General features: G+C 71.4%; 24 protein-coding genes and 1 tRNA gene. 8 read left to right on the forward strand and 17 right to left on the reverse strand.

The annotated features are described in order from the left end of the window. Positions 1-20: 20 nt before the first annotated feature. The 6 genes from AB0J88_RS02060 to AB0J88_RS02085 form a co-directional block, all read right to left on the reverse strand. Positions 21-881: a PH domain-containing protein gene (locus AB0J88_RS02060; protein WP_364360060.1), complete on the reverse strand. Its 861-nt coding sequence runs from the start codon at positions 879-881 to the stop codon at positions 21-23. A gap of 15 nt (positions 882-896) precedes the next feature. After that, complete coding sequence (locus tag AB0J88_RS02065; protein ID WP_170215836.1) at positions 897-1,055, reverse strand: hypothetical protein; 159 nt, start codon at positions 1,053-1,055, stop codon at positions 897-899. A gap of 118 nt (positions 1,056-1,173) precedes the next feature. Further along, positions 1,174-1,851, reverse strand: coding sequence for a DUF6758 family protein (locus AB0J88_RS02070; RefSeq protein ID WP_364360220.1), 678 nt, complete (start codon positions 1,849-1,851; stop codon positions 1,174-1,176). A 61-nt stretch (positions 1,852-1,912) separates the two neighbouring features. Then, positions 1,913-2,539: an RNA methyltransferase gene (locus AB0J88_RS02075; RefSeq protein WP_364360063.1), complete on the reverse strand. Its 627-nt coding sequence runs from the start codon at positions 2,537-2,539 to the stop codon at positions 1,913-1,915. Between the two features lie 50 nt (positions 2,540-2,589). After that, positions 2,590-3,090 (reverse strand): hypothetical protein, encoded by a 501-nt coding sequence (locus AB0J88_RS02080; RefSeq protein WP_364360066.1) that lies wholly within the window; start codon positions 3,088-3,090, stop codon positions 2,590-2,592. Between the two features lie 96 nt (positions 3,091-3,186). Beyond that, positions 3,187-3,702: a MaoC family dehydratase gene (locus AB0J88_RS02085; RefSeq protein WP_364360069.1), complete on the reverse strand. Its 516-nt coding sequence runs from the start codon at positions 3,700-3,702 to the stop codon at positions 3,187-3,189. 457 nt (positions 3,703-4,159) lie between these two features. Here AB0J88_RS02085 and AB0J88_RS02090 point away from each other — a divergent pair, with 457 nt between their 5' ends. The 4 genes from AB0J88_RS02090 (at position 4,160) to AB0J88_RS02105 (ending at position 8,203) form a co-directional block, all read left to right on the forward strand. Then, complete coding sequence (locus tag AB0J88_RS02090; protein ID WP_364360072.1) at positions 4,160-4,531, forward strand: thioredoxin domain-containing protein; 372 nt, start codon at positions 4,160-4,162, stop codon at positions 4,529-4,531. A 104-nt stretch (positions 4,532-4,635) separates the two neighbouring features. Next, positions 4,636-6,570, forward strand: coding sequence for an intein-containing Rv2578c family radical SAM protein (locus tag AB0J88_RS02095; RefSeq protein ID WP_364360075.1), 1,935 nt, complete (start codon positions 4,636-4,638; stop codon positions 6,568-6,570). Between the two features lie 108 nt (positions 6,571-6,678). Continuing rightward, on the forward strand, positions 6,679-7,656 hold the full coding sequence (locus tag AB0J88_RS02100; RefSeq protein WP_364360078.1) for a helix-turn-helix domain-containing protein: 978 nt from the start codon (positions 6,679-6,681) through the stop codon (positions 7,654-7,656). Between the two features lie 37 nt (positions 7,657-7,693). Beyond that, positions 7,694-8,203, forward strand: a complete 510-nt coding sequence (locus AB0J88_RS02105; RefSeq protein WP_364360081.1) for a hypothetical protein — start codon at positions 7,694-7,696, stop codon at positions 8,201-8,203. Here AB0J88_RS02105 and AB0J88_RS02110 read toward each other — a convergent pair. The 6 genes from AB0J88_RS02110 to AB0J88_RS02135 form a co-directional block, all read right to left on the reverse strand. Beyond that, positions 8,182-8,258, reverse strand: a tRNA-Ala gene (locus tag AB0J88_RS02110). The two genes, AB0J88_RS02105 and AB0J88_RS02110, sit on opposite strands and share 22 nt — an antisense overlap. A 72-nt stretch (positions 8,259-8,330) precedes the next feature. Beyond that, positions 8,331-9,128: a hypothetical protein gene (locus AB0J88_RS02115; protein WP_364360084.1), complete on the reverse strand. Its 798-nt coding sequence runs from the start codon at positions 9,126-9,128 to the stop codon at positions 8,331-8,333. Positions 9,129-9,250: 122 nt separating this feature from the next. Continuing rightward, complete coding sequence (locus AB0J88_RS02120) at positions 9,251-9,880, reverse strand: GNAT family protein (RefSeq protein WP_364360087.1); 630 nt, start codon at positions 9,878-9,880, stop codon at positions 9,251-9,253. Further along, on the reverse strand, positions 9,880-11,154 hold the full coding sequence (gene glp, locus AB0J88_RS02125) for a gephyrin-like molybdotransferase Glp (protein ID WP_364360089.1): 1,275 nt from the start codon (positions 11,152-11,154) through the stop codon (positions 9,880-9,882). The genes AB0J88_RS02120 and glp overlap by 1 nt, the downstream gene beginning before the upstream one ends. Beyond that, a complete protein-coding gene (locus tag AB0J88_RS02130; protein ID WP_364360092.1) occupies positions 11,151-12,107 on the reverse strand; it encodes a UTP--glucose-1-phosphate uridylyltransferase in 957 nt (318 codons plus the stop codon). The genes glp and AB0J88_RS02130 overlap by 4 nt, the downstream gene beginning before the upstream one ends. A 9-nt stretch (positions 12,108-12,116) precedes the next feature. Then, positions 12,117-14,255 carry a diguanylate cyclase gene (locus tag AB0J88_RS02135; protein ID WP_364360095.1) on the reverse strand — a complete coding sequence of 713 codons (2,139 nt, stop codon included), beginning with the start codon at positions 14,253-14,255 and terminating at the stop codon, positions 12,117-12,119. A gap of 109 nt (positions 14,256-14,364) precedes the next feature. Here AB0J88_RS02135 and AB0J88_RS02140 point away from each other — a divergent pair, with 109 nt between their 5' ends. After that, a complete protein-coding gene (locus AB0J88_RS02140; RefSeq protein WP_364360098.1) occupies positions 14,365-14,919 on the forward strand; it encodes a 5-formyltetrahydrofolate cyclo-ligase in 555 nt (184 codons plus the stop codon). Here AB0J88_RS02140 and AB0J88_RS02145 read toward each other — a convergent pair. After that, on the reverse strand, positions 14,916-15,233 hold the full coding sequence (locus AB0J88_RS02145) for an FmdB family zinc ribbon protein (protein ID WP_364360101.1): 318 nt from the start codon (positions 15,231-15,233) through the stop codon (positions 14,916-14,918). The genes AB0J88_RS02140 and AB0J88_RS02145 overlap by 4 nt on opposite strands. Positions 15,234-15,308: 75 nt before the next feature. Next, positions 15,309-15,482, reverse strand: a complete 174-nt coding sequence (locus AB0J88_RS02150) for a hypothetical protein (protein ID WP_364360104.1) — start codon at positions 15,480-15,482, stop codon at positions 15,309-15,311. A 39-nt stretch (positions 15,483-15,521) separates the two neighbouring features. Between AB0J88_RS02150 and AB0J88_RS02155 the strand changes: the two genes are divergently transcribed. Further along, complete coding sequence (locus AB0J88_RS02155) at positions 15,522-15,836, forward strand: hypothetical protein (protein ID WP_364360107.1); 315 nt, start codon at positions 15,522-15,524, stop codon at positions 15,834-15,836. On the opposite strand, the gene AB0J88_RS02160 is transcribed toward AB0J88_RS02155, so the two are convergent. After that, complete coding sequence (locus AB0J88_RS02160; protein WP_364360110.1) at positions 15,837-16,325, reverse strand: DUF2231 domain-containing protein; 489 nt, start codon at positions 16,323-16,325, stop codon at positions 15,837-15,839. A gap of 166 nt (positions 16,326-16,491) precedes the next feature. Here AB0J88_RS02160 and AB0J88_RS02165 point away from each other — a divergent pair, with 166 nt between their 5' ends. Beyond that, positions 16,492-16,935 carry a Fur family transcriptional regulator gene (locus AB0J88_RS02165; protein ID WP_364360113.1) on the forward strand — a complete coding sequence of 148 codons (444 nt, stop codon included), beginning with the start codon at positions 16,492-16,494 and terminating at the stop codon, positions 16,933-16,935. A gap of 9 nt (positions 16,936-16,944) precedes the next feature. After that, on the forward strand, positions 16,945-17,790 hold the full coding sequence (locus AB0J88_RS02170) for an oxygenase MpaB family protein (protein WP_364360116.1): 846 nt from the start codon (positions 16,945-16,947) through the stop codon (positions 17,788-17,790). A gap of 84 nt (positions 17,791-17,874) precedes the next feature. Here AB0J88_RS02170 and AB0J88_RS02175 read toward each other — a convergent pair whose 3' ends face one another. After that, the gene (locus AB0J88_RS02175) at positions 17,875-18,723 is read right to left on the reverse strand and encodes a hypothetical protein (RefSeq protein WP_364360118.1); all 849 of its coding nucleotides are present in this window, start codon (positions 18,721-18,723) and stop codon (positions 17,875-17,877) included. A gap of 23 nt (positions 18,724-18,746) precedes the next feature. Further along, a complete protein-coding gene (locus AB0J88_RS02180; protein WP_364360121.1) occupies positions 18,747-18,980 on the reverse strand; it encodes a hypothetical protein in 234 nt (77 codons plus the stop codon). Positions 18,981-18,988: the final 8 nt, after the last annotated feature.

Below are 18,988 nucleotides of genomic sequence, written 5' to 3' on the forward strand. Positions count from 1 at the left end.
GGCGACCAATAGGCGTGTGACTATGCGCCGTCGTCGGCGCGGGCCTCGTCGGCGTCCTTGCCGAGCCGGGCCTCGACCGCCTGCGGCTCGTACATCTCCTCGACGACCCGGAGGTAGAGCTCGTTGGGGTTCGGCAGGTGCTTGATCTCGCGCAGCGCCTGCTCCTGGCCCGCGGACTCGAGCACGAACGTGCCGTAGTTGAGCGCTCGGCCGAGTGGCGACTGCTCGTATTTCATGTCGGTGACCCGCAGCAGCGGCATCATCGCGACCCGCCGGGTGATGATCCCGCTGACCACCATGACCCGCTTGTTGGTCAGGATGAAGCGGTCGAAGTACCAGTCGCCGACCTTCCACGCGACCCACCCGAAGATCGCCACCCAGACCAGGATGGCGGCGGTGGTCATGCCGGCGGCCTCCTGCCGGAACAGGAAGCCGGACAGGTAGCCGAGCACGAACGTGGCCACGACGATGATCAGGAGTGGCGTGCTCAGGTGGATCCAGTGCCGCTTCCACTCACCCCGGTAGCGCTCGGTCGGGAAGAGGTAGCGCGAGACCAGCGGCGTCGGCTCGTCTTCGAGCGGCAGCACCCGGCGCGGACCCAGCGGCAGGCCGGACGCGTCGACCTGGAGGCCGGCGAGCTCCTCTTCGGAGATCTCGGTCGCCGTGTAGCCGCCGGCCGTGCGTTGCCGGGCCGTGGGCTCACCGTGCGCGTAATCAGCCGAGTCGCCGAAGCCGGCGCTGTCGGAGTAGCCCGCGCTCGGCGAGTAGCCAGGGCCGGTGCTGAAGCCCGGGCCGTCGTCGACCGGGGGCGCGTCGTCGCGCGCCCAACGGTCGCGATCGGACTCGTCGGGGTCTGGTGGCGGTGCGGACGGTCGGCCCATAGGTGACGGCGGCGCCTAGGCGACGAGGCTCGTGAAGAAGTCGCCGAAGCCTTCCGCGACGTCCATGATGCCGCCGCCGATGTTCTTGAACACGTCGGCTGACTCGTTAGGACGGAAGGCGATGAAGAAAATGAGGAAGGCGATTCCACCCCAAGTGAGGATCTTCTTGAGCATTGCGGCCCAACCCCCTCTGTCGCGGCGCCGGCAACTTGCCGCGGCAGGCTCAGAGTATCAGTCGTTGCTCTCAGGTTGAATCAACTGAGCACAATCCGCACAAGCGGGAACGCCCCGCTCAGGCGAGCCCATGCAGGTACGGAGAAGGAGCACCGTACACCAGTTCCGGGGGCAACCATTCGCAAAGATCGTGCAACATCACGTCTTCTGCGAGAACGTACCCGGCGTGTGCCGGCCAAGCTATGGCATAAAGCCACATACCGCGCGCCTCACCGACGTACGCGCTGCGGTCCTCGGCTGTCGAGATCGACCACAGTGGAGTCGGGTGTCCATCCACCTTGATCTTGGCGTGCGGGCCGGCCGCCTCGCCCGGCCCCGGGTCCGTGGAAGTGAGGTCCCGCACCAGGTGGGCGCCGGGATCGCTGCCCCGCACCCCGGCGAACCGGTTGCCCAGCCCCACTCCCGGCTCCTCGGCGACGATCACCAGGTCGGCGGGGCCGCCGCCGAGCGGCGCGGGTCCGCTGCACGCGAGCGCCGCCGCGCGTACACCCGAATGGTCGTCACCCGCCCAGGCGACCCCGGTCACCGTCCAGTCGAGCAGCAGGGGCCAGGTGCACCAGAGCGGCACGGACGAGTGCCCGGCGGTGATCGTGTTCACCACGCTCTTCACGATCTCGGCGTTGTTGTGATCGGCGATGTGCAACGGAGGGACGTCGCCGCACTCGTCACACCGCCAGTCGTGCATCAGGTCCGGTGGCCGAACCGCTCCACCGCACCTCGGGCAACTCACCGACATGCCCACGCCCGTTACGTTCCTCGCGGTGCGGGTGGCGAGTCAAGCAATCCGGCTCTTTCGGTCAGCCGTCGGTGGGTGGTGGCTCCCCGTACGTCCGGATCCAGGCGTGCATGGCGATGCCGCTGGCCACGCCAGCGTTGATGGACCGGGTCGAGCCGTACTGGGCGATGGAGAAGAGCTGGTCACAGGCCCCGCGGGCGGTGTCGGAGAGCCCGGGACCCTCCTGGCCGAACAACATCACGCACCGGCGGGGCACGATCACCGTCTCCAGCGGCCGCGAGCCGGGCAGGTTGTCGATCCCGATCACCGGCAGGTCCGCCGCGTGCGCCCACGCCACGAACTCCTCGATCGTCGAGTGGTGGCGGACGTGCTGATACCGATCGGTCACCATCGCGCCGCGCCGGTTCCACCGCCGGTTGCCGACCACGTGCACCTCGGCGGCCAGGAACGCGTTGGCGTTGCGTACCACGGTGCCGATGTTGAAGTCGTGTTGCCAGTTCTCGATGGCGACGTGGAAGTCGTGCCGCCGCCGATCGAGGTCAGCCACCACCGCCTCGTGCCGCCAGTAGCGGTAGCGGTCGACGACGTTGCGCCGGTCGCCGCGTTCCAGCAGCTCCGGGTCGAACTTCGGATCGGTCGGCCACGGACCCGGCCACGGCCCGACCCCGACCTCAAGCTCCGCTTCCACATCGGCAGATTAGAGGTGTACGCACGACCGCCCGGAACTCGGCCCGATGATCAGACCATGCCCAGGGCGTGCCCGAGGTCGGCCAGGAACCTGCGGTCGACCGGGCCGAGCTGAACGGCGGCCGGCCCGCGGCCACCGGTGCAGACCCGGGCCGCGATCGACTGGACCCACTGCCGATAGGCGGCGGAGTCGGCGGGGTCGGCGCGCTCACCGAGAACCCGGACGGCGTCCCGGCACTCGTCGAGCAGGTCGCGGGCGGGCCGGCTGGGGCCGCTCGGCACGCGTTCGGCGAAGACGGCGGCGACCACCGCGCGGACCAGGTCGCTGTCGAAGACGCGGCCGGCCGCCATCGCGTCCAGGCCCGCCAACCCCTCGCGAACCGACCGCCCCGGGCGACCGGTGTGGGTGGCCGCGACGATCACCCGCCCGGGCAACCGCACCAGTAGCTCCCATTCCTGGGCGGTGAACACGTCGATCGCGACGTTGGGAAACGGCAGCGCTGACCTCAACGGCTGTGAGAGCGGATCGCCGGGCGCGGGCTGGCTTGGCATAACGACCTCCCAAGGTCAGCATATGCCGCATTTGGCCCAGCGCGACCAGCCAGTTCTCAGGGGGTACCCCGCAGCCCTGGCCGACGGGCCGTCCCCCTATCGAGGGACGGGCTCGGGGAAGCTCGGCCGTTCGGGGTCGCGTCCGTCGGGGGTCGCCGCGTGCGATCGCTTGGGCACCATCACCTTGCGGCGGAAGACGCAGATCATCGTGCCGTCCTGGTTGTAGCCGCGGGTCTCCACCGCTACGACGCCGCGGTCGGGCTTCGAGCCGGACTCCCGTTTGTCGAGCACGGTCGTCTCGCCGTAGACGGTGTCGCCGTGGAAGGTCGGCGCGACGTGCCGCAGCGACTCGACCTCGAGGTTGGCGATCGCCTTGCCGCTGACGTCGGCCACCGACATGCCGAGCAGCAGTGAGTAGACGTAGTTGCCGACCACCACGTTGCGACCGAACTCCGTCGACGTCCGGGCGTAGTGGGCGTCCAGGTGGAGCGGATGGTGGTTCATCGTCAGCAGGCAGAAGAGGTGGTCGTCGGCCTCGGTGACGGTCTTGCCGGGCCAGTGCCGGTAGACGTCGCCGACCTCGAACTCTTCGAAATAGCGCCCGAACCGCATGCCCGCACTTTAGCTGCGCAGGGCCGCGAAAAAGGTGCGGACGCAATGAGCGGCGGGGCCCTCCCCGGCACCCGCCGCCCACGCTTGTCCCTACGATTTTGCCGGACCAACCGGTACCAGAAAACCCTTCGGGAAGTGACGGGGGTCACCCGTTATGGTTCTGCAACATTACGTATCGTAAGAGTGATCGACTTTCGAACCGTTCGTCACCCGTGTCGTTTTCCCTTGCAACAACGGTGATCGGGGGATAACAGCAGCCTGATGGGCCTCACGCTATGGAATCGCTCCCATCACCGTACGCGATGCTGATCTTGACTGGTTCCAGAGTTGCCCAAGTGACCGCCGCCACCTTGCCCGAGGCTGGGCCGGTTCGGTGGGGAATGGCATGGGGCCTTGCGTCGTTATGACCCACGGATGCCTCAGGTGGGGCACGCATCAGCACCGATCGGAGTGATCAATGGCGACCGTTGAGCTGACCACGGAGAACTTTGACAAGGTCACCGGCGGTGACGGCATCGTTCTCGTCGACTTCTGGGCCAGTTGGTGTGGGCCGTGTCTGCGGTTCGCGCCGGTCTACGACAAGCAGAGCGAGAAGCACGAGGACATCGTCTTCGGCAAGGTCGACACGGAGGCCCAGGTCGAGCTGGCCGCCCGCTACGACATCCGCTCGATTCCGACCCTGATGGCGCTTCGCGACGGCGTGATCGTCTTCTCGCAGCCGGGCGCCCTGCCGGAGTCCGCGGTCGAGTCACTGATCTCCCAGGTCCGCGCTCTGGACATGGACGACGTGCGCAAGCAGCTCGCCGAGCACGCCTCCCACGAGCACTGATCCTTCCCTTTCGAACAGGGCGTCCCGCTTCGCGCGAGGCGCCCTGTTCGTGTCTGTGAGCTGCGTGCTTGCAATCTTGCTCGTACACGTGTTCGAATCGGGTAATGCGTTGGGACAACCTGTCGGCTCTCCCCGTCTCGGTCGTCCCTGACCGGGCGGCGCCGGCGACACCACCCCTGCCGCTGGCGCTGCCCGGCGCAGTAGCCCGCACCTTCGACACCCCCGGCTTCGCCGGCATGACCTTCTACGAGGTACGCGCAAAGTCGATCATCAATCGGGTCCCCGGCAACTCGCGGATGGGCTTCGACTGGACGATCAACCCCTACCGCGGCTGCAGCCATGCCTGCACCTACTGCCTCGACGGCGACACCCAGATCCTGATGGCCGACGGCCGCACCCGCGCGCTGCGTGACCTGGCGGTCGGCGACCGCATCTACGGCACGGTCCGCAGCGGCACCTACCGGCGCTACGCGATCACCGAGGTGCTCGCGCACTGGCGCACGACCAAGCCGGGCTACCGGGTCACGCTGGCCGACGGCACCGAGCTCGTGGCCAGCGGCGACCACCGCTTCCTCACCGAGCGCGGCTGGAAGCACGTCACCGGCTCGATGGGCGGCGCCGACCAGCGTCCGCACCTGACCAGCGGCAACAAGCTGATGGGAGTCGGCCGCTTCGCGTCGCCGCCGGCCGACACGACCGACTACCGGGCCGGCTACCTGTGCGGCATGAGCCGGGGAGACGTCAGCGTCACCGACCGCGAGCCGCTCGACCGCACCCGCCGCTACCTCGCCGAGGCGCCGCCCTCGGTGGCCCGGCTCGCCGCCGCCGGCCCCATGGTCCTGCCGGCGACCGTCACCGACGACTGGCGCAAGGGCTTCCTGGCGGGCGTCTTCGACGCGCAGGGCTCGCACGACGGCACGGCGCTGCGGATCGGCAGCATCGACCGCGACACGATCGACCAGGTCGCGGCGGCCCTGCGGGCCCTCGGCTTCGACTTCGCGGTGCGGCGCACGGGCGGGGCGCGCGGCTGGTACGTGCGGATCGTCGGCGGCCTGGTCGAGCGCCTGCGCTTCCTGCACACGACCGACCCGGCGGCGACTGGCAAGCGCTCGATCGAGGGCCTGGCGCTGAAGTCCAACGTCCCGCTGGACGTGGTCAAGGTCGAGCCACTCGGCGTCGACCTGCCGCTCTACGACATCACCACGGGCACGGGCGACTTCATCGCCAACGGCGTGGTCAGCCACAACTGCTTCGCCCGCAACACGCACACCTACCTCGACCTCGACCCGGGCCACGACTTCGACAGCAAGATCATCGTCAAGGTCAACGCGGGCGAGCTGGTCCGCAAGGAGCTCTCGGCCCGCCGCTGGCGGGGCGAGCACATCGCGATGGGCACGAACGTCGACGTCTACCAGCGCGCCGAGGGCCGCTACCGGCTGATGCCCCAGATCCTGTCGGCCCTGCGCGACTTCGCCAACCCGTTCTCGATCCTGACGAAGGGCACGCTGATCCTCCGCGACCTGGACCTGCTCCAGCAGGCGGCGTCCGTGACGTCGGTGGGCCTGTCCTTCTCGATCGGCTTCGTCGACGAGGACCTGTGGCGCCGGGTCGAGCCGGGCACCCCGAGCCCCCGCCGCCGCCTCGATGCGGTGCGCCGCTTGACGGACGCGGGCTTCCGGGTCGGCGTCCTGGTCGCCCCGATCCTGCCGGGCCTGACGGACAACGAGGAGTCCATCGACCGCACGGTGGCCGCGGTGGCCTCGGCCGGGGCGGCGGGGGTGACCGGCATCTCCCTGCACCTGAGGCCCGGCGCCCGCGATTGGTACGCGAGGTGGCTGGGCCGCGAGTTCCCGGAGCTGGTGCCGCGCTACCGGGAGCTCTATCGATCCGGCTCCTACGTGCCGAAGGACTACCAACGCGAGATCACGGCCCGGATCCGCCAGGCCGCCCGCCGGCACGGCCTGGACCGCCAGGAGAGCTTCGAGTCGCGGCAACTCCCGGAGCAACCGCCGGAGCCGGAGCAGCTCACCCTGCTCTGACTGTTCGGTGTTCGGTAATGACCGGACAGCGAACACAGTGTGCTGACAGCCATGCGGGTCGGCCCTGGGTTGAACGGCGTCGAGGAGCTTCGGGACGCCGCCCTGTCGGTGGGCCTGGCGGTCGAAGACCCGGCGATCGATTCGGGTGTTGACCTGATCCTGGTCAACACCGCCGGTGGGCGGATCTCTGTGCGGATCAAGCGGTTGTCACTCGCCGCTGGGGACGGCTTGGCACAGCGGCTGGACAAGTGGCAGGGCCAGGACGCCGGCATTCGCGTGATCGTTGCCGACCGGGTCACCGAGCAGGCACGGCAAGTCTTGCGGGCGGCCGGCTGGGGCTGGCTGGACCTCCGTGGCCACCTGCACCTCGCCGGTGCGGGCTTCTTCGTCGACGCGGATGTGCCCAAGCTCGGACCATTGCCGGACCAGTCCGCGCCGCTGGCCGGGCGGGTGAGCGAAGAGGTGGCGGCGCTCATGCTGCTGCGGCCGGCCGAGCCGGCAGCCGTCCGGGAGATCGCGCGAACGCTCGGGCGCTCGGCGAGCACCGTCTCGAAGGCGATTTCGGACCTGCGTGCGGCTGGTCTGGTCGACGTGCGGCGAAAGCCCGCAGTTCCGGACCTGTTCTGGCAACTCGCCGACCGATGGAAGCCGATACGTGTGGATCTAGGACGCTCGCCCGTGCTGGGGACGGCCGGTCCGGTCAACGACGCACTCCGGTTCGGGCGCGACGACGTCACGGGAACGCCAGGCTGGGCGCTCACCGACAGCGTCGCGGCTGCGGCTTACGGCGCACCCATCGGGATCAGAGCGGATCATCCACCGGATTTCTACGTGCCGGACCAGACCGTCGCGCGCAGAGCAATGCAGTTGCTCGGTGCCGCGCAGATCCGTGAGTCACGCGCCGCGACGATTCGGGTGGCGCCCTTTCCACTGGTCTGCAACCGCCGCGTCGAATGGCCAGGGGAGACCTGGCCGCTCGCCCAGCCGCTGTTCGTGGCGCTCGACCTGGCCAGCGATCCGGGACGGGGACACGAGGTCCTGGCGGGCTGGACGCCGCCGGCGGACGCGGGCCCTCGTGTCTGGTAGCGAAGCTCGGCCGCTCGTCAATCTGGTGGGCACGTCGATGTCAGCACTCGCCCTCGCCATACCTGTTGTCGCGGAACGCACGGGCCGCCAGGTCACCGTCGTGGGCGGCCTGGCGGTCGTCTGCCGGCTGAGCCGACTGTCGCACGCGTGGGCCGCCGCGACCGCCACGCCGGTGACGATTCGTGCGGCCGGGTTTCCCGATCTGGCCGTCGACGTCGCGGAGCCAGGAGCGCTTGTCGCGATGAAGCTCCAGTCGGTGATGAACCGCGGTCGCGCCAAGGAGGCCACGGACCTACTCGACATCATCCGGCTCTGCCTCGACCCGGTCTCCGGACCGACGGTGCTCACCGCGCTGGCACACAGCGAACCGCAGCTCCGGGAGGACGCATGTCGCCGTGCCGGGCGATGGTTCGACCAGCAAGCGGAAAGATCATTGCGACTCGTACGCGCCGTGCCCGAAGGTCAGGGAATCGAGTTGGACGACCTGCACCTCGTGGGTGAACTGCTGCACAACGTGCTGCCTGTTGGTGGAGCTGAGGGGATTTGAACCCCTGACCCCCTCGATGCGAACGAGGTGCGCTACCGGTCTGCGCCACAGCCCCGCCGCCAAACTTGCGTCTGGCGAACCGGCGATAAGGCTAACAGGTGGACCGTCCAGACAGCGAACCAGCCCCTCAGGCCGTGTTGCTGCGGCGCGCCTCGTATGGGCGGCCGCGTAGGCCGCCGGCGCGGCGGTACGAGACCGAGCCCGTCGCGGCCGGGGGCAGGTCGGCCGGGCGGTCCAGGCCCATCGCGGCGCGACGCACGGCCTCGCGCTGGGCCGCCAGCCGGCGCTGCTGTTCCCGGCGGATCTCCGCCCGCCGGGCCTGCTCCGCTCGGACCTCCGCCTGACGGGCGGCCAGCCACGCCGCCCGGCGGGCCGTCCGGCGCCGGCGAGCCCGGTCGGCCAGGGCCCGGCTGCGCAGGTGAGCGAGGTAGATGAACAGCAGGGTCCCGGTCACCGCGACCCCGACCCAGAAGCCCGGCCCGACCAGGAAGACACCGACGAGCTCGACCAGGTTGAGCAGGACCAGTGCGGCCAGCACCCGCCGGCGGCGGTAGATGGCGGTCGCATGCCGTTTGGCCGGGCGCTGGCGGCGGCTCGGGCGGGCCATGACGCCCGGCGGCACCGCGCGCAGGCGGGGCGAACGGCGGGAAAAAGGTGGCGCCGAGACGGGCGGTGCCGAGACCGGGGGAGCGGACACCGGCACTTCCGGGCGCAGCGGAGGGAGCACCGCCCGCGAGCCGCGGATCGGGCGGCGGCCGGGCACGGTGCGGCGCCGGCGGCGGCGGGACAGCACCCGCGCGCTCGACTGTGCCCTCTCCGCCACCAATCGCTCGGTGGCGTCGTACCGGCGGACCAAAGCCGGTGCCAGAGCGAGCAGCCCGGCTGCGGCGAGGACAGCGAGGAGCACCGAGGTCGGCACCCTCACCCCTCCCGTCAAGATACGGTGACAACCCGATCATGCGGATTGATGAGGTTGCCGTACATTCGTAATTCGAGGTTACGGCCGGCTACCGAACAATGTGGCGCAACGCGCCGACTTGCTCAAGATCAGGATGTGGCCGTGCGTACGCGGTGCCAGCGGGCCAGCAGGCCGCCTTCGGCCGCGACCTCCTCGCTGGTCATCGCATATCCGATGTGGTCGCGCCACGCGCCGTCGATGTGCATGTAGCGCGGGTGGTAGGCCTCTTCGCGGAAACCCAGCTTCTCGACCACGCGCCGGGACGGCTTGTTCTCCGGACGGATGTTGACTTCGATGCGGTGCAGGCCGCCGTAGCGGAAGGCGTGGTCGACCACCAGCGCCAGGGCCGTGGGGATCACCGCGCGGCCGGCGGCGCGGCCGTCGATCCAGTAGCCCACATAGGCCGAGCAGAACGCCCGGCGTACGACGTTGCCCAGGTTGATGTGCCCGACGAAGCGGTCCTCCAGGCACACCGCGAACGGCATGCTCTCGCCGCGCCGGGCCGACTTGCGCTGGTCGCGGTGCACGAACCGGTACGCCGCGACCGAGTTGAGCTCGTTCCAGTCGCCCGGCGCCGACGGCTCCCACGGTGCGAGCCACGCCCGGTTCGCCCGGCGCACCTCCGACCAGGCCGCCGCGTCCGAGCGGCGGTAGGGGCGCAGCAGGACCGGCCCGTCACGCAGGACGGCGGGCCACCCCGGAGCAGCGCCGAACGACATCACTTGCGTCTGTCCAGCAGCAGAACATCCACAGTGGAGCCGGCGGCGGCGGCGGTCACGCGCTCGCCCAGCACCACGAGGCCGTTGGCCTCCATGAGACCCGACAACGTGTACGGGCCACCGTGCAGCGGCTGAACCGTGTAGCCACCGCCGCGGCGCTCGGCGACGTGGGCCGGGCGGAACTCGCGCAGGCCGGCCGGCGAGGTGACCGTGTCGAGCAGGTGGGCGCGCACGCTCGGGCGGAACACCGGCTCCGCGCCGGCCAGGAGCTGGATCGCGGGGCGAGCCAGCACCTCGAAACCGATCAGGGCGGCGCCGGGGTCACCGGGCAGGCAGACCACGGGCACCTCCTCCGCACCGACGGTGCCGAATCCGAGCGTGGTGCCAGGGTAGAGGGCGACCTCGGTGAAAGCCACGGGGCCGGTGCGCCCGCCGTCGCGGCGGGAGAGGATGCGGCGGACCATGTCGCCCGGGCCGGTGCCGGTGCCGCCGGTCGTCAGGATCAGGTCGGCCCGCAGCGTCTGGTCCTCGAGCAGCGCGCGCAGCCCCTCGGGGTCGTCGTCGCAGATGCCGACCCGGTAGGCCAGCGCGCCCACCTCGGCCGCCGCCGCGGTCAGGGCGTGCGAGTTCGCGTCGACCACCTGGCCGGGCTGGCTGCCCCGGCCGACCTCGACCAGCTCGTCGCCGGTGGCGATGATGACCACGCGCGGGCTGGACCGGACCACCACGTGGCCGATGCCGGTCGCGGCGAACGCGGCGACCAGAGCCGGCGTGATGGTGGAGCCGGCGCGGCCCAGGATCGACCCGGCGGCCAGCTCGTCGCCGGCGCGGCGCAGGCCGGAGCCGCGCTTCGGCGGCTGGAAGATCTCGACCGCGGCCATGCCCTGGTCGGTCCAGCTGATCGGGACGACCACGTCCGCGCCTCCGGGCAGCGGGGCGCCGGCCGCGACGGAGAAGCACGTGCCCGGGGTCAGCCGCACCGGCCGCCAGCTCGACGCGGACAGGTCGCCGATCACGTTGAGCCGCACCGAGGTGCCGCGGCCCGCCGTGGCGACGTCCTCCCAGCGGGCCGCGTAGCCGTCGATCGAGGCGAGGTCGAAGGCCGGGAACGGGTGCGGCGCCACGACGTCCTGCGCCAGCACGTTGCCGTACGCCTGGGTGAGCTCGAGGTCGAGCGGCGGAAGCGCGCGCAGCCTCCGCAGCGCGCTGCCGAGATAGTCGGCCAGGGGTGTGAGCTCTCTGGCGGCCACCTCCGCGTCGGCTGTCTGCGTCATGAGCCGACCCCTCCCGCTCGCACGAACTCTTCGAGCCAGGAACGGAACGCCGGGCCCAGGTCTTCACGCTTGCACGCGATCTGCACGACGGCCTGCAAATAGCCCAGTGGCATTCCCGTGTCGTAGCGGGTGCCCCGGTAGACGATGCCGTGCACCGGCGTGCCCTCGTCGAGCAGCGTCTGCATCGCGTCGGTGAGCTGGATCTCGCCGCCGCTGCCCGGCTTGGTGTGCTTGATCGTCTCGAAGATCTTGCCGGGCAGGACATAGCGGCCGAGTACGGCGAGGTTGCTCGGCGCGTCCTCCGGCGCCGGCTTCTCGACGAGGCCGGTCACCTTCACCACCTCGGCGCCGGGCACCAGGTCGGCCTCGGCCGGCGCCACCGATGCGATGCCGTAGCGCTTGACCTCTTCGCGCGGCACCTCCAGGAACGCCAGCACGATGCCGCCCGTGCGCGCCTGCAGGTCGAGCATCGCCGGCAGCAACGGCTCGGACTCGTCGACGAACTCGTCGCCGAGCAGCACCGCGAACGGGTCGTCGCCGACGTGCGAGTCGGCCATGCCGACCGCGTGCCCGAGACCGAGCGGCTCGCCCTGCCGGCACGTGTAGATCTCGGCGAGCTCGGCCGGTCGACGGACGGCCGCGAGTCGTTCCGCGTCGCCCTTCTCCTCGAGCCGGCTCTCCAGATAGGGCTGGCGGTCGAAGTGGTCGACCATCGAGGTCTTGCCGCGGCCCGTCACCAACAGGATGTCGGTGATGCCGGCGGCCGCCGCCTCTTCGACGATGTACTGGAGGACGGGCCGGTCGACGACCGGCAGCAGCTCCTTGGGTACGGCCTTGGTCGCGGGCAGGAAGCGGGTGGCGAGGCCGGCGGCCGGGATGACCGCCTTGACCGCGCGCCTGCGCGACTCGTTAGACGGGGATGGCGGTCGTGGGGTCGCTGGCTCGTCCGACATTCCGCGAGACTATCCGCCCCTCGTCTGTCGCGGTGGCTGCGTCCCGCGTGACGCGCCGCCAGCAGGTCGGATCGGCTGTCCACCCCCGGCCCGGGGCAGGTTGTCGTCGGGTGGCACGGCGCCCGCCGCGACGGGTATCTCGGCCACCACCGCGGGCGCACCCGTGGCGGTGCGGAAGTCGTCGCGGCCCGCTGCCTTGGCGGCATACAGCGCGTTGTCGGCCGCGGTCAGCACCGCCTGCGCGGTGGCGGCGTGACTCGGGAACACAGCGATTCCAATGGAGACGGTCACGTCGATTCCGACGGTGCCGTCGATGTCGAATGTGTCGTCCCGCACGGCGGCGCCGATCCGGCGCGCCACGATGGCAGCGCCCTCGGCGTCGGTCTCCGGGAGCAGCACCACGAACTCCTCGCCGCCCTGACGGAACGCCAGGTCCACCTCGCGCACGACGCCGCGGATCCGGTGCGCGAACTCGATTAGCACCGCGTCGCCCGCGGTGTGGCCGTAGGTGTCGTTGACCTCCTTGAACCGGTCGAGGTCGAGGGCGAGCACGGCCAGCATCCGCCCGAACCGGCTGGCCCGCTCGACCTCGCGACGGATCGACTCGCGCAGGTAGCGGTAGTTCCAGAGGCCGGTCAGCGGGTCGGTCAGCGAGAGCCGCTGCGCCTCCTGGTGCACGCGCACGTTGTCGACGGCGACCGCGGCCTGGCCGGCGAACGTGCGCAGGGTGATCAGGTCGGCGTCGTCGAACTCGTCGGAGCCCAGCCGGTCGTAGAGCGCGAGCACGCCGGACGCGGTCGGCGGCTCCGGCGGTTGCACTCCGGGCACCAGTGCGGGCTCGGAGACAGGACCGGTGACGTTGAACGGCACCACGACGTACGTGCGGCAGGGCGGCTCGAACGGCGACAGCACCGGACCGTCCCGGTCGATCCGGCCGCGCCGCGGCACCCCGGTCGCGGCGACGCCGCCGAGCAGGCCTTCTCCGACGGGCACCCGGCGGCCCGCCACGTCGACCGCCAGCCCGCACTGACCGACCAGCGTGGCCGTGGCGGGGTCGAGCAGCAGCACGCCGCCGCCGCTGGCGCCGGTGGCGGCCTGGGCCGTCTCCAGGATCACCTGGAGGATCCGTTGCAGGTCGTGGGTGCTCGACAGGGTGTCGCCCAGCACCGCCAGGTGCCCGCGCAACTGGTCGCGACTGGTGGTCAGGGCGCGCACGTACGCCTGCGTCTCCCGGGTCATCCGGTTGAACGCCAGCGCCAGCCGGCCGACCTCGTCCCGGCCCCGCACCGGCACCCGGGCGGCGAGGTCACCGCCGGCCACCCGGCCGACCGCGGCGGCGAGCTCGGCCAGCGGGCGGGTGGTCGACCGGGCCAGCCACCACGCGGCGGCGACCGCGAACAGGCCGGCGAGCACGACGGCGGCGATCAACAGCGCGTAGAGCCCCTGCGGCTGGCCGGTCGGCACGGACAGCACGACCGGCAACGGCTGGCCGGGCGCCGGGCCGACCCGCCGCACCACGCGGCCGCCGGCGGTCTCGGCCACCGCGTCACCGCGTACTCCCGACGCCGCGGCGACCACCGCGGGCAGGGTGCCGGCCGCCTCTGTGCTGTGCACGGCAGTCGGCGGATTGCCACCGAGCAGGGTGACCGCCGTGCCGGTGGCGCCGGCGAGCCGGCCGATGGTGCCGGTGCCGAGGTCGTGGGTGGCCCAGACCGTGCCGAGCGGCACGCCGGCCGCGTCCCGTGCCTCGATCCCGACGGCCAGAGCGCGGAACGGGCCGGCGTCCAGGGTGGGCTGAGCGCAGTCGGCCCAGGGACGATCCGGGGACCCGGAGGTGCGCAGCGTCTGTGCGCCGTCCGCCCCCTCGACGACGACGCCGGAGGCCAGCCCGCGGGCGACCACCTGGCCGGCGATGTCGGTCTGCCGGGCCGGGTCGGCGGCCACCGCTACGGCGTCCGCGGCGGCCTGGAGCTGCTGGCAGAGGGAGCTGACCGAGGTGCGCAGCGCGGTGGCGGCGGCGGCGAGCCGATCCTTGGCCCGGTCCTGTGCCACGGCGGCGACGGCGCCACCGACGAAGAGCGCTCCCAGCAGCACCGGTCCCAGCACGACGGCGAGGAACGCGGCGGTCAGCCGCCCGCGCAGCGTCACAACTCCCCCTTCGGACCTGCCATGCTCGTTGTCCTTGAGGGTCTAACCGGGTAACGGTCGGGAGTGTTGCGTGCCGGATTTATCGCATAGTGGGGCGACTAAGGCTGACATGCGGGCCGCGGTGCTCGCTGGCCGCCGATCGCTGTCCCCGGCCGACCTGGCCGGGGCGGCCGCCGCGGTGACCGCCACGTTGGCCGAGTTGATCCGGTCGACCGCGCCGAGGCTGGTCTGCGGGTACGTGCCCGTCGGCAGCGAGCCCGGCGGCGCCGACCTGGCGGCGGCGGTGCGGAGGGCGCTGACCGGGGCCGCCGATCTGCTGCTGCCCGTGCTGCGGGAAGACAACGACCTGGACTGGGCGCGGTACGTGGGCACCCTCGTGCCGGCTGGGCGGGGACTGCGAGAACCCGACGGCGAGCGGCTCGGTCGCGCGGCGGTGGCGGATGCCGACCTGATCGTGGCGCCGGCGCTCGCGGTGGACCGGCGCGGGATGCGACTGGGTCGGGGCGGAGGATCCTACGACCGGGCGTTGGCCCGGGTGCCGGCCGGCGTGCCCGTCATCGCGCTGCTGCACGACGGGGAGCTCGTCGACCGGGTGCCGGAAGCGGCGCACGACCAGCGGGTGACCGGGGTGATCACCCCGGCCGGCGGGCTGGTGCGGCTCTAGGAGGTGGCGGCCGGAGCGCTGGCCTTGGCCGGCTCGGACTTCGGCTTCGACTCGGTCTTGGTCTCGGTCTTCGACTCCGACTTGGTCTCGGTCTTCGACTCGGAGGACTTGACCTTGGTGTCGCTGCCGGTGGAGCCGTTGCGGGAGTCGGTGCGGTAGAAGCCGGAGCCCTTGAACACGACGCCTACGGCGCTGAAGACCTTCCGGAGGCGGCCCTCGCACTCGGGGCACACGGTCAGCGCGTCGTCGGAGAACGACTGCACGGCCTCGAGCTGGTGGCCGCACTCGGTGCAGGCGTACTGGTAGGTCGGCACGGCTTCCTCCGGATCTTGCTGGGGCCTTTCGGCACTCAGCCTAGCTGAGTGCCAGAACAACGAGCTTCGGCAATATCAACCCCAGTGCGGGGGCTTGTCTTCCCAGAGGCGCTCGTCGTTGGTGTCGGTTCGCTCACCCCAGCCCCGATCGGTGTCGTCGGAGGTCTGGTCGGGGAGCACGAACTCGTCGTCGCTGAGGTCGACGGGACGGTCGTCGTCGGGTGTGGCGGGCGATTGCGCGCGGTTCACGCACGCAGCGTACCCGCGCGTTCGGTAGCGTCGTTCGCCGTGACGTACGACGACCCGAACGCCGCACCGTGGCAGCGGCCCGGCCCCGGCGGCGAACCCGGCCCGGCGAGCACGGGTGGACCCGTACCCCCGGTCGGCTATTCGGGGCCGCCGCCCACGGAGCCGCCGCCGACGGGGTGGCGACCGCCGACGTACCTGCAGCCGACACCGCCCCGCCAACTCGCTCCGCAGGACCTCGACAAGATCGAGGCGCAGGAGAAGGACGCTCGGACGGTGACGTACGGCATCGGCCTGGTCGCCGCCGCCGTGCTGGTCGTCCTCTCCTGCCTGCTCTGCTCGCGGGTGCTCTTCTAGCTAGGGGACGGCGCCTTCCCAGACCGCGTGCGCGCCGCTGTCGCCGGTGAGGAAGACGTAGATCGCGGTGGCGACGGCCAGCGCGATGACCACCACGCTGATCGCGAGCGTGACGCCGATCGGCAGGTGGTGCGGCGCCCGGCGGCTGCCGCTGGTGACGAACAACAGGACGAGCGTCACGACACCCAGGGCGAGGGTGAACCACCAGGTGCGGTCGCCGTAGCTCTGGTGCTGGTTGACCTTGTCGAGGATCTCCTGGGAGAAGCCGGCGGCCACCAACCGGTCGCGCAGGTTCTCGCCGGACTCCATCGCGAACCAGGCGGCGATGGGCGAGATCACCGCGAGTGCCCCGACCGCCCACCCGATCTTGCCGCGGACCCGCGGGACCACCGCGTAGACCACGGCGCCGAGGCAGAGCAGGGGGATGAACACGACAGCCACGTGGATGATCAGCGGATGGGCCGGTATGCCCAGGATGTTGTTAAGCACGCGGCCTCCTGTGAATTCTGTGACAGCGTACGGCCGGTTCCGTCGCTGAACAGTCCTTACGAAGGGGACACGTGAGGCAGGCGGCAAGTGGTTCAACGCTTGACCAAAACGGCGGTTGAACCCGACGTATCTTGAACGTTTCCAGCTTGCGTGCTTCCATTGCGGCATGTCAGAGCCGGCGGAGGACCAGGGCGCGGCCCTGTTGCGCGCCCGCGGCATGCGGGTGACGCGGCCGAGGCTCGCCGTGCTCGAGGTGCTGGCCGGCGGTGGGCACCTCGAGGTCGACGAGATCGCGACCGCGGTGCGCACCCGGCTCGACTCGGTCTCCACCCAGGCGGTCTACGACGTGCTCGGCGCGCTGTCCCGGGCCGGCCTGGCCCGCCGGATCGAGCCGGCCGGCAGCCCGGCCCGATTCGAGGCCCGCGCCGGCGACAACCACCACCATGTGGTCTGCCGGGCCTGCGGAGCCATCGCCGACGTCGACTGCGTGCACGGTGCCGCTCCCTGCCTGGACCCCGTCGGAGCCGGCGGGTTCCTGGTCGACGAGGCGGAAGTGACCTTCTGGGGCCTCTGTCCCGCGTGCCAGCAGGCCAGAGCGGCCGACGACTAAGCTGGTCAGATGGCGGACCTGGGGCTTTTCGGACCCGACACGGTGACGTGGCGGGTGCACGCCGAGCCCATCTTGTTCGTCGGCGGCCTGCGCTCGCTCTACCTCCAGGCGCTGCATCCCCGGGCGATGGCCGGGGTGGCGCAGAACTCGCACTACAAGGACGACCCGTGGGGCCGGCTGGTCCGCACGTCGATCTACGTCGCGACCGCGGTCTACGGGACCACGGCGGAGGCCGAGGCGGCCGGTCGCCGGCTGCGGGCGATCCACGCGAAGATGCGCGCCCGCGATCCGTTCACCGGCGAGGAGTTCCGGATCGACGAGCCGGACCTGCTGCGCTGGGTGCACGTGGCCGAGGTCGAGTCGTTCATCACCACGGCTCGCCAGGCCGGTGTGCCGCTGACCGACGCCGAGGTCGACACCTACTACGACGAGCAGCGCCGGGTCGCCGCGCTCGCCGGGCTGGACCCGGCGAGCGTGCCGGGGTCGGCGTCGCAGGTCGCGGCCTACTACAAGTCGATGCAGCCCGAGCTGCGGGTCACGAAGGACTCCGCCGAGGCCCTGATCTTCCTGACCGCCCCACCGGTGCCGTGGAAGCTCAACCCGGCCGCCCGGCTGGGGTTGGAGCTCGGCGGTCCGCGCCTGGCCTACCTCGGGGTGGCCTCGACCGCACTCGGTCTGCTGCCGCCGTGGGCGCGCCGGCTCTACGGGGGTCTCGGCCTGCCGCTGGAGGGCTTCACGGCCGGCCTGTCGGCCCGGGCGCTGCGCGCCGCGCTGGCCGCGCTGCCGCGCCGCTACGTAGAAGGCCCCATCTACAAGGGCGCGATGGCCCGGGCTGCCGCCGCCGCGGCGATCTAGCCGTTCGGGAAGCGGTCAGTCAACGCGACGGTCCTGCCCGTCGCCGCGACGGAGGGCGGCCGCGTCAGCCAGGCCGCGCGACGCTCATACCGGGACGTAGGCCCGCGCCAACGCGGTCAGCTCCGGATCCGATCGCCCGGCGATCACCCGGACGGTGCCCGCGACGATGTCGGCGACCTGGACCCGGGGGTCGTCGTTCGAGTCGACCAGGGTGAGCTCGGCGAGGTCCGGCGCGGCCGCGCGGAGCCAGGCCACCCGGGTCGGGGTCAGCGTGCTCTGGAAGTCGTGCGTGATCCGCACCGGTCCCCAGTGCGCCACCGCGTTGACGATCGCCGGCGCCAGCAGGTCCACCGGCGCGAACGCGGGCGGGTCGGTGCGGCGCCGGTCGAGGAACTCGTCGGCCCGCGCGCGGTTCTTGCCGAGCAGGGCCAGCGTCTCGTCGGCGGCGGGCGGGACGCCGGTGCGGCGCAGGTCGTCGATCGCCTCGAAGAGCACGTCCGCCGCGGTCGGGTCCAGGGGCTCCCGGGTGCGCAGCAGGGCGTTGCCCGCCATCAGGAAGCGCCGCCAGCGCGGCTCCTCGGTGACCGGCAGGGTGTCGACCCGGTCGGGCGCGCCGATCAGCTGGTCGAGCAGCGTGCGCGCGAGGAAGCGGGGCTTGTCGACCAGCTGGACGTACGCGTGGCCGTGCACCGGGCCGCCGGGGCCGAGCAGCCAGACCAGGACGGCGCGGTGCTTCTCGCGCAGCAGGTGGTTGGCCTTGTATTCGGTGGCCGGCGACTTGATCCGCGCCCGGAGCTCAGCCATGCACTCGGCCGCGGCGGCCCACGACAGATGCACGCTGCCGTGGGCGAACACCGTGGTCGGCGAGCTGACGAGCTGTTGGCCCTCGTAGCCGGACTCGTCGCAGGCGATCTCCCGGATCTCCGCCGCCATCCAGCCACACTCCCACAGCGGGGTCAGCCGGTGACAGCGGATTTCCGTGATCGCCGGATCGCCAGTGCCACAAAGATGATCAATGCGAGCACGCCCGGGCCACAGTGGACGGCCAGCACGCCGGCCAGGCCAGGCCCACCCCAGTCGTTCTGATAGGTCGAGGGGTCGTTGAAGTCGATCACGAACGGCTCCAGTGCCGCCCGCCCGATGGCGTAGACCCCGAACACGATCCCGATGACCGCCAGCACCTTCTTCATGGGCTCCA

Origin of the sequence: Asanoa sp. NPDC049475 (assembly GCF_040676915.1) — a bacterium.
Taxonomy (GTDB): Bacteria; Actinomycetota; Actinomycetes; order Mycobacteriales; family Micromonosporaceae; genus Asanoa.

Excerpts from the sequence above, each read along its gene's own strand:
- AB0J88_RS02165 (WP_364360113.1), top strand. The coding sequence starts at position 16,492 with ATGTCAGAGCCGGCGGAGGACCAGGGCGCGGCCCTGTTGCGCGCCCGC.
- AB0J88_RS02085 (WP_364360069.1), bottom strand. The coding sequence starts at position 3,702 with ATGCGGTTCGGGCGCTATTTCGAAGAGTTCGAGGTCGGCGACGTCTAC.
- AB0J88_RS02090 (WP_364360072.1), top strand. The coding sequence starts at position 4,160 with ATGGCGACCGTTGAGCTGACCACGGAGAACTTTGACAAGGTCACCGGC.
- AB0J88_RS02065 (WP_170215836.1), bottom strand. The coding sequence starts at position 1,055 with ATGCTCAAGAAGATCCTCACTTGGGGTGGAATCGCCTTCCTCATTTTC.
- AB0J88_RS02070 (WP_364360220.1), bottom strand. The coding sequence starts at position 1,851 with ATGTCGGTGAGTTGCCCGAGGTGCGGTGGAGCGGTTCGGCCACCGGAC.
- AB0J88_RS02120 (WP_364360087.1), bottom strand. The coding sequence starts at position 9,880 with ATGTCGTTCGGCGCTGCTCCGGGGTGGCCCGCCGTCCTGCGTGACGGG.
- glp (WP_364360089.1), bottom strand. The coding sequence starts at position 11,154 with ATGACGCAGACAGCCGACGCGGAGGTGGCCGCCAGAGAGCTCACACCC.
- AB0J88_RS02140 (WP_364360098.1), top strand. The coding sequence starts at position 14,365 with ATGCGGGCCGCGGTGCTCGCTGGCCGCCGATCGCTGTCCCCGGCCGAC.
- AB0J88_RS02170 (WP_364360116.1), top strand. The coding sequence starts at position 16,945 with ATGGCGGACCTGGGGCTTTTCGGACCCGACACGGTGACGTGGCGGGTG.
- AB0J88_RS02095 (WP_364360075.1), top strand. The coding sequence starts at position 4,636 with ATGCGTTGGGACAACCTGTCGGCTCTCCCCGTCTCGGTCGTCCCTGAC.
- AB0J88_RS02060 (WP_364360060.1), bottom strand. The coding sequence starts at position 881 with ATGGGCCGACCGTCCGCACCGCCACCAGACCCCGACGAGTCCGATCGC.
- AB0J88_RS02080 (WP_364360066.1), bottom strand. The coding sequence starts at position 3,090 with ATGCCAAGCCAGCCCGCGCCCGGCGATCCGCTCTCACAGCCGTTGAGG.
- AB0J88_RS02130 (WP_364360092.1), bottom strand. The coding sequence starts at position 12,107 with ATGTCGGACGAGCCAGCGACCCCACGACCGCCATCCCCGTCTAACGAG.
- AB0J88_RS02180 (WP_364360121.1), bottom strand. The coding sequence starts at position 18,980 with ATGAAGAAGGTGCTGGCGGTCATCGGGATCGTGTTCGGGGTCTACGCC.
- AB0J88_RS02175 (WP_364360118.1), bottom strand. The coding sequence starts at position 18,723 with ATGGCGGCGGAGATCCGGGAGATCGCCTGCGACGAGTCCGGCTACGAG.
- AB0J88_RS02105 (WP_364360081.1), top strand. The coding sequence starts at position 7,694 with ATGTCAGCACTCGCCCTCGCCATACCTGTTGTCGCGGAACGCACGGGC.